This is a genomic window from Oceanicaulis alexandrii DSM 11625 (assembly GCF_000420265.1).
Taxonomy (GTDB): domain Bacteria; phylum Pseudomonadota; class Alphaproteobacteria; order Caulobacterales; family Maricaulaceae; genus Oceanicaulis; species Oceanicaulis alexandrii.
In genome coordinates this window covers 1,775,191-1,790,089 of the sequence record NZ_ATUP01000001.1, presented here as the reverse complement: position 1 = coordinate 1,790,089, position 14,899 = coordinate 1,775,191, and the positions used below count along the sequence as shown (strand labels likewise).

Annotated in this window: 10 protein-coding genes; 5 read left to right on the top strand and 5 right to left on the bottom strand. The window is 56.0% G+C overall.

Translation table 11 applies throughout. The annotated features are described in order from the left end of the window. Positions 1 to 147: 147 nt before the first annotated feature. Both avs3b and G405_RS0108685 read right to left on the bottom strand, forming a co-directional pair. Positions 148 to 867, bottom strand: coding sequence for an AVAST type 3 anti-phage proein Avs3b (avs3b, locus tag G405_RS0108690; protein WP_156861436.1), 720 nt, complete (start codon positions 865 to 867; stop codon positions 148 to 150). Continuing rightward, positions 806 to 6,748 (bottom strand): hypothetical protein, encoded by a 5,943-nt coding sequence (locus tag G405_RS0108685; protein ID WP_233346015.1) that lies wholly within the window; start codon positions 6,746 to 6,748, stop codon positions 806 to 808. The genes avs3b and G405_RS0108685 overlap by 62 nt, the downstream gene beginning before the upstream one ends. A 955-nt stretch (positions 6,749 to 7,703) precedes the next feature. Here G405_RS0108685 and G405_RS0108680 point away from each other — a divergent pair. After that, the gene (locus tag G405_RS0108680; protein ID WP_022701125.1) at positions 7,704 to 8,291 is read left to right on the top strand and encodes a hypothetical protein; all 588 of its coding nucleotides are present in this window, start codon (positions 7,704 to 7,706) and stop codon (positions 8,289 to 8,291) included. Between the two features lie 52 nt (positions 8,292 to 8,343). On the opposite strand, the gene G405_RS17205 is transcribed toward G405_RS0108680, so the two are convergent. Beyond that, a complete protein-coding gene (locus G405_RS17205) occupies positions 8,344 to 8,679 on the bottom strand; it encodes a GIY-YIG nuclease family protein (protein WP_233346014.1) in 336 nt (111 codons plus the stop codon). Positions 8,680 to 9,212: 533 nt separating this feature from the next. On the opposite strand from G405_RS17205, the gene G405_RS0108670 reads away from it, so the two are divergent. Next, entirely contained in the window at positions 9,213 to 9,569 is a 357-nt protein-coding gene (locus G405_RS0108670; protein ID WP_022701124.1) for a hypothetical protein, read from the top strand. Positions 9,570 to 9,609: 40 nt separating this feature from the next. Here the strand turns inward: G405_RS0108670 and G405_RS16525 are convergent, their stop codons facing one another. Then, entirely contained in the window at positions 9,610 to 10,029 is a 420-nt protein-coding gene (locus G405_RS16525) for a hypothetical protein (RefSeq protein WP_022701123.1), read from the bottom strand. 11 nt (positions 10,030 to 10,040) lie between these two features. On the opposite strand from G405_RS16525, the gene G405_RS15500 reads away from it, so the two are divergent. Continuing rightward, positions 10,041 to 10,583 carry a metallophosphoesterase family protein gene (locus G405_RS15500; RefSeq protein ID WP_169447507.1) on the top strand — a complete coding sequence of 181 codons (543 nt, stop codon included), beginning with the start codon at positions 10,041 to 10,043 and terminating at the stop codon, positions 10,581 to 10,583. Positions 10,584 to 10,596: 13 nt separating this feature from the next. On the opposite strand, the gene G405_RS16520 is transcribed toward G405_RS15500, so the two are convergent. Continuing rightward, positions 10,597 to 11,103 carry a transglutaminase-like cysteine peptidase gene (locus G405_RS16520; RefSeq protein ID WP_169447506.1) on the bottom strand — a complete coding sequence of 169 codons (507 nt, stop codon included), beginning with the start codon at positions 11,101 to 11,103 and terminating at the stop codon, positions 10,597 to 10,599. A gap of 710 nt (positions 11,104 to 11,813) precedes the next feature. Here G405_RS16520 and galE point away from each other — a divergent pair. Further along, positions 11,814 to 12,800: a UDP-glucose 4-epimerase GalE gene (gene galE / locus G405_RS0108650; RefSeq protein ID WP_028284669.1), complete on the top strand. Its 987-nt coding sequence runs from the start codon at positions 11,814 to 11,816 to the stop codon at positions 12,798 to 12,800. Between the two features lie 225 nt (positions 12,801 to 13,025). Then, positions 13,026 to 14,774, top strand: a complete 1,749-nt coding sequence (locus G405_RS0108640; protein ID WP_022701118.1) for a SulP family inorganic anion transporter — start codon at positions 13,026 to 13,028, stop codon at positions 14,772 to 14,774. Positions 14,775 to 14,899 lie beyond the last annotated feature (125 nt).

The window sequence follows — 14,899 nt, the reverse complement described above, 5'->3', positions numbered from 1 at the left end:
TGATGAAGCCTACTGCCGGTTCATCCCTAAAGCGGACAAAAAGGGAGATGCGATTTCGCCCGGTAGTACTCTGAAGCTCGCTTGATCGGCTGGTAAGAAGCCTGGATCGCTAGCGGAGACGCTCACATTACATACCATCTCCAGTGTTCAAGATTCTCCGGACAACGCGGCGAGCCTTATTTTGTAGTGCGTAGCCAACGTATCCGAAAACGATGTGAAAGCTTCTAGGCGCTGCAAACGTTTTTCTAAACGTTCTAATTCCTCGCTGTTCAGGGAAACGTCTTCATCAATTCCACTGTTTGAAGACACAAACTCGACCACGACTCGCATTGCATCCGGCGGCCCATCAACGGCGTTGGCAATCTCGATGAGTTTTGCGGCGTCTGGAGCTGATTGCGCCGCCAACTTGAAGCACTCGCTGATCAGAATTCGCGCTGAATAGTCTATCCCCTCAGCGACCTCCAACCATTGTTCACTCGGGCTCTGGTCTTCTTTTTCCTGCCGACCGTGAGGTCGTTGGAAGTACCGTGGAAAAGTGGATTCTGGGTCGAGGCTCGCGATCGCTCGTGCGACCGGCTCTACTTCCTCAAATGGACGTTTGCCGTCCGGAAGTTCGTGTCGATGCCTCCACAGCTGAAGAATTGCCTCATAGCACTCGTGATTGAGCGCGCGATTGGAGCCTCCAGCCTGCTCAGACCGCGTTATCAGCTCCGCGATATGATGAGCCATCCACCGGCTAAGCGTGTCAGTCGAGTCCTCAAGGTCGAGTTCGCACACTAAGCGCTTACCTAGTTCCATTACGGTGCTAGTGTGTTCTGACTTCGCCACGCTCGTTGACCAAGAAGATTTTTCTTGTGCTTCGGACACGTTCCTTCTCCTCATCTTCGCTAGCTTGGTAGGGGCGATAGACCCGGTGGCGATCAATCCGAACTTCAACAATTAGCTGCTCTTCGGTTCCGCTAAGTAATTCGCAGATCGCAGCTCTTGAAGCTAATAAGCGCTGGCCACGTTCAGGACTGGTGAAATCGCTCCGTTGCTTTTCGTCGAAATGCCCCCAAACCTCGGAAGAAAATAGAACGCTGCCATTCGGGCCGGTCCACGTTCTCTGGTCCTCATCTGGTCGCAGCTTTAGGCGACCGCAAATTCCATCGGCTGGCCTGGAAGCAGGAAAGGCGATTCCTCCGGCCCACCGGTCGAAGTCATCGAGGCCACCGCGATAGCCTTCATAGGATATCCACCCCCTTAGGCCGAAATCCCCGTGCTTGATCTCGTGCACCGAACCGGCGTTTGGAAGACAATAATCCATATGGTCTTTAGCGGAACTCAACGCCCGCGTGAGCGCGTCAGCGTGCCTTGCGTCAACCAATGCGCTTACAACGTGGACATTCTGTTGGCGCTCTGGATTGGCAGTAGACCAGTCCCCGTCAACAACAATGCGTTCTCCTGTAAACAGAGCTTCAATAAAATCCGCGGATGTGACCAAAACATATTCTTGGTCATCCCGATTTTTCGCTTTCCAGCTCGTAAGCAACTCAGGCTCGGTATCACGGCGATCCGAAAGCCAACGACCGTCATTGCGCGCGATATCGTGACGCTCTAGCCACGATGCCCATTCATCTTCTTCGCCGTAATTGGGATTACTGATCGTCTGCTCCGACCGCAAAAGCTGGCCGGCGAGTAACATCATCGCATGGTAGGATAGATAAAAGCTCCACACGTCCACTCTGGGGTAAGAACCGTGGGACGCCATAGATCGGTCGGACTGATAGAGGCCAGAGTTAGCGCGCGGATCTTCGTCCCAGCGCCCATTGGAAGTCGCTCCCAACTCTTCTCTGATAATCTTGAGCGCGCGCGCTTCAACAGCCTTCTGGGAGAGCCCGAAAACGCGACCCAACGGTGCCAACCAATACGGACCAAAGTCGATGCCGAAGAAGTATCGATCCTCCGGCGCCTCGGGCTCTGCTTTTGATTCCGATTGTCTTATGTGTTCGAACTCCTCTACGTGTTCTATCTCAAACGGAGAGCAGTTTATGTTGTTCAGAAACTCCTCCTGGTCCCCCGTCGCCTTGACGACACCCTGCTTAACCAGGCTAAGAGCGGCCCGTTTTGCAAACTCGCGCATCATGATGTGCAGGCTGCCCTCAGTCGCCCAAAGGAAGAGGGTGTCAAAGTGTGTCTTTAACGCCTGCGGATGCTCAACTGCAGCTCGTGCGATTCCGATCAAAAACCATTGCTTTGCATGGAGTTCATAGGCTGGCAGCGTCGCGTCAAAGAACGCATTAGAGTTTCCGCCATCAGCAAGCTTAACGAGCTCAGCTAAAAGTTCGACGCGGCCGAGTTCCACGATGCCTCGGACTACGTGCGCTGCCTCCCATCGCTCGACGGCGTCTGGAGACGCGAGCACTGACCATAGATGGCCTGCCAGTGAAGCTAGTCCGGAATTTGGCGGCTGCAGGTGATTTGCCCAGGACCCGTCCGCGTCGGTGTCTTCGAGCATCGAGTCAAAAAGCTGGAGACCATACTCGAGAACGGATAAAGCCTCGTCATCCGTAATGTTGGGTGCCAACAATCCAATAAGAGAAAAGAGGCGGTCGCTATCGAGCAGATCAGGCAGGTCTCCTACCGCATCCAAAACTGTTGCGGCAAGCTCAGCCTCCGAGGCCCCTGAGAGTTCTGACGCTAAGTCAAACGGCAGGATTTGATAGTAACGGCTGCGGGCAATTTCGAGACACCGGCGACGTAAATTGGTTCGCACAGCTTGAGCTAGTGCCTTCTTCGTAGCAGGTCTTTCTTTCCAGGTTGAGGGAACTTGCTCTAGAAACGAACGAAACTGATAGGCTTCGAATTCGACGACGTCAGATATGGCGTTAATCAGATCCGGCTCGCTGCCGATCGAGACCCGCACCAGCAATTCTTTGAAGAACTGATCATGCTCTAATGGCGGCTCTGTATCTCGAAAGCGACTATAAGCCCTCGATATCCCATCGACGCTCGAGACATCGCAATCTTCAAAGATCGCGTCCCATTCCTTCGCCGATTTCGTACGTAGTTTCCAGTCGCTGTTGCGGTCGAGCTCGCGAGCATTTTCAGTGGCAGCTTTTTGCGTGGCTCGAGTAGCGATACTCTCGAGTCCGTCGATTTCGATACTGTGCGCTTCAGCTGCACGAAAGAGAGCCTGGCTCCCATCTGCACTGAACTTCATGTACTTGAACAGGTGTTGCCCAAACATCTTTCGATTTTTGCGGTCAGGGCAGGCATTTAAGATTTGATCGGTCAGCCTACCGGCATCCCACTCACCACTAATCGCGATTAAAGGCGCAGCGTCGAGTGGGTGAAGAAACTCTTGATCGACAAGCGTTTGCACAACCAGCGGGAACACGCGTTTATGCCATCCAAACTCCCTGTCTCGCCACCTACTGGAGATCGTCAACGCTGACTTAGGACACAATCCAGACAGCGCACGCACTGAGGCAGACCAATCGAAGTGCTTGTCTCTGGCCACATATTGATAAGTCAGCTCGGCACAACGCGCGAAATTGTAGGCTGTTTGAGGCACCGGTCGGTCGGAGCTGGCGGCCCGATCTGCGAGGTCAACGATAGCTGCCCAGCGGGATAGATTTTCATTACCGACCCTGCTCGAAACGGCCACGGCGTCATCAAAAAAAGCCTTGGCATCTAAAGGGCTGAACGCCAGCACTGATCGAGCGCAATCCATGTAACCGTCAGCGATGCTATCCGCGTCCGACCGGTCTGCGTTGTGAAGATTGAAAGCCTCTAGAGCGAACTGTAGCGCCTCTGCCTGAGTTTCGGCTGTCCTGCCGCAGAACCGAGACAATGCGTTTAGAGTCGGCGTAAACAAGGCTCGTTTCAAGCCACGCTTCCAAGCGAAAAATGCTTCCCATGCACCGCCTTCAAACACACCGGCGCGATGCAGGACTTCCATCCAGAGCAGTGCTTTCTCGTCAGCGGCGCGGCTCCCATAGCTCGCGTATCGATCTGTGGAAGCGTTCGAAGCTTTATTAGCCTCCTCAATGAGGCCTTCCAACTCGCCGGCGCCAAGCTGACCCAGAATACCAGCGGCGCGAAGTCGGTAGAATGGCAGCAGGCCGGTAACATGCTCGTCGAACTCGTACAATTCTCTGGGCTTACTGTGCTGCTGATCTTTATCCATTTCCTTGAGCAATTCCGGATGGGCCAGATCGCGCCCAGTTAGCTTTTCGCCTCGCAATGCAGACCTCAAAGTATAGGCCCGCAGGAAGACAGATCGCGATTTTGAATAGCCATGCGAAAGACCCCGAGGCGGAGTTTTGGGTAGGTACCGGGTGAGAACATCGATTCCATCGTCGACAGAACAGACCTCCAAGAGCAGGGCCCCTTCTACGAGCGAGGTCACGGCCTCAAGCACGTACTCCTTTGAATCCCAAGCGTCCCTAACAGACAGGTCAATGCGCTTGCTCGATACGAGCCGCATAGCGCGGCGAACAACGCCGACATCTGGTGTTTTAAGCACCGCACTGAGTTCCACACATAGACCGAGCACCAAGCAAAGATTGTTGCCCGCCGAGCAGGCCATCTGCTTGATGTCATCCATACGTCCATGATCAATTAATCGCCGGCCAACGATGCGGGCGACGTCATACATAACCGAACGCGGGCGCCAACCATTGAGTGTTTCAACGGCACGTGCGGCTCCGTGTACATTCAGATGCGCGAGGGTTAGCTCCGCGATGTCTTGATGAGAAACCTGTTCCGATTCTCGTTCTTCGTCCGACAAACGGCTCCAGTTCTGAAGCCATTCGTGTGCCATCCGAAGACGACTACGCGCGTCGCCCTGCAGCTCTTGACGAGCAGACATGATCGAAGCTTGGTAGGCATTGTGCGAGCCGAGCCACCCCGATCCAAAGACATCTCGTGAAACAAGTTCTTGGATAAGTTCTAGATCTAGAAATTCGGAAGCCAAATCAGTGTTGTTTTGCAGCAAATTGCGTTGCCGTTCATCGCCAGCGACCTGCCCGCCAGCTCGCAAAGCAAGTTTCGCAGAGTCAACGTATCGTCTTGTACGAAGCCCCGCTTTTAGGGCGAACTGAATACGGCGAAGCTCAATCTCACGCCTCTCCAGATCACTTGTTTCAGGCAATGCCTTACCACTTAAGGCGAGATCAACGAGATCGGTAAAGTTCCCTGCCTCGAGCATCAACTGAGGCAAGACGGAGGCGGCATAAGCGCTTCCAGTGGCTAGCGGCTTTAGACGAGATACAAACGCATCAAGCTCGGCGGGCGACGGTCTAAAGCGTTCCCGGAACCAAGTCTCAGCGGGTTCGTCGAAAAACTGGATGGCATCACCGGAAAGCAAAAGTGGACGGCCTAGCTCGATCACAAAGCTACTGATCGCGGCCGGCTCCACCGCCGACATCTCAGACAGAACGCTAATCGGCACAAAGGGCCTCAACGTAGCCAACGCCTCACAAATTCGGTTGATCTGCTCGCGCTCAACTGTTGTGCACTCGTCTAACAACTTGTCGACGGCATTCTGGAGCAGTTGCTTAATAGTCTCTGCGACACTAGTTGGGTTTGGGCCAAGCGCGCGAAGAGTTTCCGGAAGGGATAGCCCTTTCGATAGCCCTAGCGCCTGGACGCGGGGGTTTTGCGAACTCAAACGATGAAACTCGTCGATGTCGTGCTGGCTGCAGTCGGAGAACTTTGAGCTTAGGTGCGATCCTGTTTCCTCGCGGCTGAATGGCTGCAACTCGATCCGAATTGTATGAGGCGGCGGATCGAGCAGGTCTTGGCGGTGCGTACGACAGAGAAGAATCAACCGGACGTTATCCGGAAAAGACTGTCGAATTAGATCTCGGACAAATGAACGCGCCTCACCAATCTCTTCCGCGGCCATCTGCGCATTGTCCGCAGCATCAATCACCAATGCCAAAACTGCGGCGGGATCGCTCAGTTTCAACTTAGCGGCAGCCTGTCCGATCCGGTGGTTAAATGCTCTCATATAGTCAGAGGCATCCGCGGCGCTGTTAGGTATTAGCGGGTGGCACAACCCTTCTGCAGCCAGTTCGTTGGAGATCTGAACTAGTGCGTCGCGGTGGCGGTGCCGATACGTGGCGATGTTGCGATAAAGGCCATTGCCATAACAGTCGTACAAAACGGTAGCCGACCCGCAGGGAAGCCCCCGACCAATCCGAGACGCAAGAACGGATTTTCCAACTCCGGCATCCGCATGGACAACTAGCGGGTGCGCTGCTTCGATTATTGTGGAGAGCAGCTCGGCTTCTTGGGCACGTTCAAGTTCGTCTGGCGGCGAAGCAATAAGACATGGTGCTGGGAACAATCGGTGTTCTTCCGTTCCTAGAGCTCGGAGAACATCCATCTTATTGATAGTTGGGTTCGCCTCTCCTTCCGACGTTGCGCGGCGTGTAACCAACTCCTTCATTCTGAGTGGTCCGTCCGCGTCCCCCCCAGGCAAATAGCCCTGAACCTCTTGGTGAAGGATATTTCGTTGTTCCCAATACCCGTGCTGGCCCGCATCGAGGTGAAGCAGCCCGGCGAAAGCGTTGAGGGCGGATCCAGACAGGCCTGTAAAGCGCTCCAACTTTTCGAGCTCTTTCGGATGACGCGCCGAATTTCCATTAGCGGCGTCTAGCACGGCTTCCGCGATCGCTTTCGCAATCGGACGATTAGTGACGTAACGAAATTCTATTTTCGCCGCGAGATCTTCCGGCGAGAAATCCTTACGCAGCATCGCATATCGTTCAGCAAAGCCGCGGATCGTTTTCTCCAGTCCGCTCGCGGTCCATGGCTGTTCAGGGTGGAGCGTAGAGTGCTTGAGCTGCAGGTATCGAATTCGTGTCGCGCTCTCGAGTTCTTCGGCTCCCCAGTACTCCGCCAAATCGATTACGTCTGTCCCTGCTTCGGTGGCCGGGGCGCCCTCTTGCTCGCTGGGCGATACTGCTTCGACGCTAATCGCGACCAAACCCGACTTCGGATGGAGGAGGCGCAGGCAACGGCGCGCTGCCCAGAGGTAGTGAAACTGATCACCATCCCGACTCGGTCGTACAAGATCTGTCTTTGGCATTGCTGACTTTGCCTAAGCTGAACGCATCCATGGAGTCGTAGAAGATCGACTGGATTTTTGGAAGCTCCACACACGCCAAGCGGGAAGCGCTTCATAGCTAGGCGATCGACTGGGGTCTTACGAACCGGAGCATCTCCCCTGACCGGTATTGTATGCCATCGGGCTTTCTCGGCTAAGACCGCTTCTGCGCCAAAGCAGTCTCGGAAGAGCCATCGCGCTGGGCAGCCAAAAGAAGAGCGCCTTTAGCTGGCTCCGTATGTGGATTGAGAAAGTCATTTTAAAGCTGATAAAAATTCAGCTATTAAGATAATTATCTTGCAATTTTGGAAAATTTAAAGTATAAAAAAATGGGTTCACGGGGTGCACCCATTTTCCGAAAATTTAGCTTGATTTTAGCACACATCGCACGTGCGCGACATCACGTGTGGTTAATGATGCTGTTCAAGTTAAGAGCAGGCCGTGTTTAGCCTGCCCAGATTTCGGAAATTCGTCTGCAGCATGACAATTCGCTTTCAATGCAGCGCATCGCACATGCTGACAAAATCCCACCAAAAATCTTAGCACCAAAATCTATGACCACCGGTCATCGATCCTGTGTGCTCATAGCTCTCAAGAGAGAAATATGAAAATTATAGGCTACCAATACCCTGATGAGGGCCACGTCCTCGCTTCGCTACAACCCCACCTCTGGGATAAGCTGAACCCCCGCCGGAAACCTGAGTGGATCACAGGACGGAAGGTCACCGCAGACCAGCCGGTGCCTATCATAATTAGAGAGTCGGGCGGCGTTTACCGTAAATTCCTTACTGTTGCAGGGTTGCCGCGGATTAACGAAATGCCGCGGCTCAACAAAGACATCGATGTGCACAATCAGAAGCGCGGTATTCTGCCAATAGCTAGTTTCGTCTATGACTATTTGAGCCGCAAACCCTCTGACCCTTATATGACAGTAAAGCCAGGCAATGGGCGAGATGTCTTTTACATCGCTGGGACTTACGATCTTAAACCTGGCTCAATAGAACCAGATTGTTTCTACCCGAAACTGGTTCGCTCAAGTGGCGGCCTCGGGCACGTAAGTTATTGGGAGCCCCTCTTCATCGATCCGCACCAAGCACAGCAATGGCTTAACCCATGGCATAATCCGCATTTCGACCTCAAAGGCCGAGCATTTGGGTTTTTCCAGTTCGGTAAGACTGAGCAGTTCGCCTAAACCCGGGACAGCACGCATAAGGACACTGCAACAGAGATAGGCTCAAATAGCCTTATCTCTCAATCAGCATGCCTATTGAGGGGTCATAGACGAAGTCGCCTATGCCCCCTTCCCTGAACTTCTCAATAGCCTGGTCGATCACAAAAGGTGGCACCAGGAACCACTCGCGCGGCTCAACGGGATTTCCAAACCGATCCGGGATGGAAATCTCGAGCCGCGCGGGCTCGAAGACGCGATGCATCAAGCGTTCGAACTTCTTGCGATTGATGTTGAACAACTCATAGGTCGCCATGACTTCGCCCTCTGCGAGGAGGTAGGTTTCAGCCTTGGCCGCACCGACGATACGCGCCTCCACGCTGCCGCCCGTGACGCCGATCTTGTGGAGCACCTCACGGTTCTCTGCGACCACTGGATTGGTCGAGTTGCTGCGCAGGACATAGATTGTCCCGCTCGCGAGATCCTCTTCCTCCTGAGCGTCACCAAATAAGGGGGGGGGCCGGCCGTTGGCTCTGCAATGCGCCGGCTGGTCTCGTCCTAGTAGATTGCGCGTTGAAGTGACCGGAGAAGCAAATTGTTCTCGGCCTCATTTGATAAAATCAAGCGCAAACGGAAGTACATCTATCCATGCGGCAGCCAGATGCGCGCTCCATGGTGGCCCACGAGCTCATTTCCAGAAGGCTTTCGTTCCGTCAACGCCATGTTGACAGAAGGAAAAAGGTAATTATTACAATAAACTGACTTGACTCACCCCCCTCTTCTCAGCAGGCTCATTACGGTTGCTGCCTCACTAGGAAAGAACTTCAAAGGTGTGGCGGCTGAATGAAAGGAAGGCTCACTCAAGCCCGGTCTTCCACACCTCGCGCTTTAGCTCATTGCGTCTGGACCAGGCTGATAAAACACGAATAGCGAGATCATTTTCCAATGGCAGACCAAGTCGATATTTCGCACTGGCGGATGATTGTAAAAGCCCTGCGCAAGGCTCTTCAGGATCGCAAGGTGGAAGTGTCAGAGGATGATCTGGCTTACGTTGCCCGGTTCTTCCTGGAGCATCTGGAAAGCCGATCTTTGCACGTGGTTCCGGCGATCCCGAGCAAACGGATGCTCGAGGCGTCGATGAATGCGCTAAGCGCCTCCAATCGACCGACCGTCCGGAACATTGGCACCAAGCGAAAGCATCGCTGGCGCCTTGCTGCCTCACTGAAGGCTGCCCCGAGCTGGCGTGAAGGCGCAAGGGCTGAAGGTTATATGCCCCTCAGCCCAAGCACGGCTTTGGACTAGCGCAGCCGGCGCTTCCGCCGCGCGCCACACGCCCTTACCCTCAATTTACCAATACCACCACAGCTTCCGGCGGCAACACTCGCATGACAGGAATTGTCCGAGTTACTGGAGGCTCAGCGATGCGAGCTTTCCACTCAGTATCCGTCAGGTCCCGGTCGTTCCAGACATAACCCGTATCCGCACTGCGCACATTGATACAACGGGTCAATGCCTGGTCCTGAAGGTAGGCTATGGCATTGCGCGCACGATGGGCAGGGGAACGATCTGCAACCACTCCCTGACTTTCATCCTCTTCCGCCAACGCCTCCACTATGACATCCATGGATACCGGAACGTCAGCTTCATCGAGCAAGCGGCCAATGACCTCTAGGTCTGACCGCACCGTATCCAGGCGCGTATCCTCCCATTGCAGCTCGTATGAGAAGGTCCAAACGAAGTTCGCGTTATCAAGTTCGAACATCGGCGGGCGTGGTGGAGCATCTCATCCATTCAGAGGCCCTTCAGGACGTTGATTGCACCTTCCTGAAGGGAAACCATGAAGCCACCTTGCTTGAGTTTCTCGACACCCCTGAAGTGGGCTCGTCCTGGAGCACCTATGGCGGCCTTGAAACCCTTCTATCCTATGGCGTGCAAGATATCGGACTGAGCAAGGACGAAGCCCATTGGGCGGCGACGTCCAAGCGGTTTCGCGAACACCTCCCACCCGCTCATCTCGAGTTTTACAAAACGCTCGAAAGCTTCACGATACGCGGCGAGTATCTGTTTGTTCATGCGGGGATAGACCCTGGCAAAGCGCTTTCCGAGCAGACTGATGCGGAGTTTCTCTGGATTCGTGATGCGTTTCTGAACGATACGCGCCAGTACGACTACATGATCGTGCATGGGCACACGCCGCAATCCGAGCCGAGCAAGGATAACAGACGGATCAGTCTGGATACGGGCGCCTACCAGACCGGCGTTCTGACAGCCGCAGCCATCAGCGCTGCTGGCGTCGAGTTCATTTCAACGCGCTGAGCCTCATCAGCGGTCAGCCTGCTGTATAAGACGTGGAAGAAGCCCCCAGCGGATCATTTGAGACCGTGGACCATTCAAGCAGACTCGGACCCGTCTGAAGCGCGCGCCACTCATACCGGGTTTGCCCCACCGTAAGGATATGAGGCGACACGCTGTCCAGCACATAATCTCCCGCTTCAAGCCGCAAGATCAGGACAGCGTGCAAACCCGTGCCTGGTGACCAGGCTGTCGCCATGCGCATCCGGTCAGCAGGCGCGCCTGCCTCCAGAAGCGCTGCACGCTTTTCAAGCGCGAAGTCTTCACAATCCCCATAAGTGACGCCTTCCGATCGGATGGGCAGAACCCAACGCTCCTCCATATTCCAGGTCAGAGCATCGCTTCGATAGGAGATCGCGGTATTGATCGCGGCGTTGACCACATGCGCCATGGCGAGCAATTGCTCATCAGAATACTCTTGTTCAGAAAACGCATCAGACGCTGCTGACGTTTCCTCCAACACAGCTGGCGAAGACTTGCTCATGTCTTTATTGTTTGTCGCCAGCTCGGCGTCGACAAGTCCGCAAGCCTCACGGTTTTCCATACAGAATGCGAACGCGCCGACGGGAGGCACCGTCACCTGATGGGCCACAAGGTGGGGTGTACCGGGCGTGGTGGCTGAGCAAGCGGTCAACCACAGACCAGCCAGGGCAAGGCCAAGAAGAGACAAAAGGGTGGGCCGGGACCGTTGCTCATTCTGAGTGGACACGTCTGTTCTCCTGCGTGCTTCTGCGCACGAGGAGACTGGCCTTTTAACTTATAAAATTCGGACTATTTACTTGCTTAATATAAATTTACCCTAACGCTTTATTTATTTTACTTGAGGGTAACCTTAACACAATCTAAATCCAAACCTTCGTCTAAATCATTGTCAAAAATGGAGTTTCTCTCGCCCTCACGAGGTTCTGTCAAATGCGGGGGCGGCTCAGGTCCGCAGCAGCGTCCAAGTATAGTGGTTAGCCTGTGTTTATAGATAATGACGCATTAACCCAGAGCCCGCTTCTCTGTCGCCGGTGAGCCGGCTTTGCGAGCGCCCTGAAGGCAGAAGCTTCACCGCCCTGCGCAAGAGACAGGCTCAGCGTCACTGACCGGCGCACCCTCATTCCTCGCGCTTCAACTTGCGGATTTTGCAACTATTGCGCTCGCGCTTTCCGCTCGCTTTCTTTACACTGCAACGCAGCAATGGGGGCCTTGATGCGAGTATTGGTCGTTGGCGGCGCGGGCTATATCGGTTCGCACATCTGTAAAGCGCTCGCTGAAAGAGGCGATACGCCGATCGTCCTCGACAACTTGTCTCGCGGTCACCGCCACGCGGTGAAATGGGGACCTCTGATCGAGCAAGATGTGCGCAATGTCAGCGCCGTGACACAGGCGATGTCAGACCAGCACATCGACGCCGTCATGCACTTCGCCGCGAATATCGAGGTTGGCGAAGGCCAGCGCGAGCCGCTGGCGTTCTGGGACAACAATGTCGCCGGGGTCATCGCACTGCTCCAGGCCATGGAGCGCTCGGATCTGCGCCATCTGGTCTTCTCATCCACCTGCGCCGTCTATGGCGAGCCCCAAACGCTTCCTATCACCGAGGATGAGCCCCGAACGCCAGTCAACGTCTATGGCCAGACCAAACATGTGGTCGAACTCATGCTGGAAGATGTCTCTGGGATCGGGACGCTCAACTATGCCGCTCTGCGCTATTTCAACGCGGCTGGCGCGAGCCCGGATGGAGAGATCGGCGAAGAGCATGACCCCGAGACCCATCTGGTGCCCAATGCGCTCAAGGCCGCAGCCGGGCTTGGTGGGCCCATGCACCTGTTTGGAGATGACTACGAGACGCCAGACGGCACATGCGTACGCGATTACATCCACGTGACGGATCTCGCCCAAGCTCACCTCAAGGCGTTGGACCGCTTGCGAGATGGAGCACCGTCTTTCGCCTGCAATCTTGGAACCGGATCAGGCATTTCCGTCAAACAAATCCTGGACGCGGTCGAAAGCGTCACTGGCAGGCCTGTGCCCCACTCGATTTCTCCCCGCAGGGCGGGAGACGCCGCGCAGCTGATCTCCGACACCCGCTTGGCGCGCGAGCTTCTTGGTTTCGAGCCCGCCTTCTCGGACGCTCAAACCATCATCAAGCATGCCTGGGCGTTCCATGCCCCGCGATGGGGCGTCGCCTCGCTGTAAAATCCGCTCACCATCAAGGTCCCGGCCAGACACAATTCGCGCCGGCCCAGCCGTGAAACGCTGCGAACGGGCGACAGGAGGCCGCACGTCCGGGTTCATTTTTCAAGGGATTACTGGCTGACATCCTCGTCAGGCGGACCAATAATGGACAGGTCTGACCCTGATGTCAGGCGCACGCTCAACTGAGCGACACAGCGAACCCCTTTGAAAGGCGATCCTTGGCCCATGGCCAGTTTCAAACGCTATTTTCCGATCTTCGACTGGGGTCGCACCTACGACAAAGCCGCGCTTGGGCATGATCTGACAGCTGCGGTGATCGTCACCTTGATGCTGATCCCGCAATCGCTCGCCTACGCCTTGTTGGCCGGACTGCCGCCTGAAGCGGGGATTTACGCCTCCATCGCCCCTATCCTTCTGTACGCCCTGTTCGGCACCAGCCGGGCGCTGGCGGTCGGGCCTGTCGCCGTGGTGTCTTTGCTGACCGCCTCCACCATCGGCCAGGTGGCTGAAGCCGGAACCGCCGGCTACGCCGCAGCGGCGCTGACTCTGGCCTTCCTGTCAGGCGGCTTTCTGGTCGTGCTGGGATTATTGAGGCTGGGTTTCCTTGCGAACTTTCTCAGTCATCCGGTCATCGCCGGCTTCATCACCGCCTCCGGCGTTCTGATCGCCGCAAGCCAGCTCAAACACGTGCTGGGCGTATCGGCCGAAGGCCATACTCTGATCGAGATGATCCTCTCGCTCGTCGCCCATGCCGGCGATGTGCATGGACTGACGGCTGCGATTGGTTTCAGCGTCATCGCAGTCCTGTTCGGGGTGCGCTCGGGGTTGAAGCCCGTGCTGGTCAGGCTCGGCGTGAATGTGCGTCTGGCCGATTTCATCACCAAGGCCGGGCCCGTCGTGGCGGTGGCGGCGACCACCGCCCTCGCCTGGGGGTTTGATCTTGAAGCCCGCGGCGTCGCGCTGGTGGGCGACGTGCCCCAGAGCCTGCCGCCCCTGACTGCGCCGGATTTGTCGCTGGAGCTGATGCGCGCCCTGTTCATTCCCGCGGTCCTGATCTCGATCATCGGCTTTGTGGAATCGGTCTCGGTGGCCAAGACGCTCGCCGCCAAAAAGCGCCAGCGCATTGACCCCGACCAGGAGCTGATCGGACTGGGCGCGGCCAATCTCGGCGCGGCGTTCACCGGCGGATATCCGGTCACGGGCGGGTTCGCCCGATCCGTCGTCAATTTCGACGCCGGAGCGCAAACCCCAGCCGCCGGCGCGTTCACAGCGATCGGCCTGGCGCTCGCCGCGATTTCGCTGACCCCGCTGATCTATTTTCTGCCCAAGGCGACTCTGGCGGCCACAATTATTGTCGCCGTGCTCAGCCTGGTGAATTTCTCCATCCTGAAGTCGACCTGGCGGTATTCCACCTCCGATTTCATCGCGGTGTTCGCCACCATTTTGCTGACCTTGTCGCTGGGCGTGGAGGTGGGCGTCGCGTCCGGCGTGGTGTTGTCGGTGCTGTTGCACATCACCAAGACCTTCAAACCTCATATCGCCGAAGTGGGGCGCGTACCGGGCACCCAGCACTTTCGCAACATCCACCGCCACGCCGTGGAGACCACGCCCTCTCTCTTGACGCTGCGCATTGATGAGAGCCTGTACTTCGCCAACGCCAACTTCCTTGAGGACATGATCCTCAACCGGCTGAGCCGGGACGCCCAAACAATCCGTGATGTGGTGCTGATGTGTTCGGCGGTGAACGAGGTGGATTATTCGGCGCTGGAGACACTGGAAACGCTCAACACCCAATTGTCGGAGATGGGCGTCCGGCTGCACCTTTCAGAGGTCAAGGGCCCGGTGATGGACAAGCTCAAGGACACGCATTTTCTCAAAGCCCTGAGCGGTGAGGTTTTCTTGTCCCAGCATGACGCCTGGGCGGCGCTCAGTGGGGGCGAAGCGGAGGCGAGACCATCAGGTCCGCAAGCCTGACCATGCCTGAAACCGCAGCGACGCGCCCGACTGGCGAGCCCTGCAAACAAATGATTGCAAGGCGTGTGAGCACCTGCGATAGCTGACAGGCGTTCAGGCGCGGGATTGACCATCCGGGGGAGAGC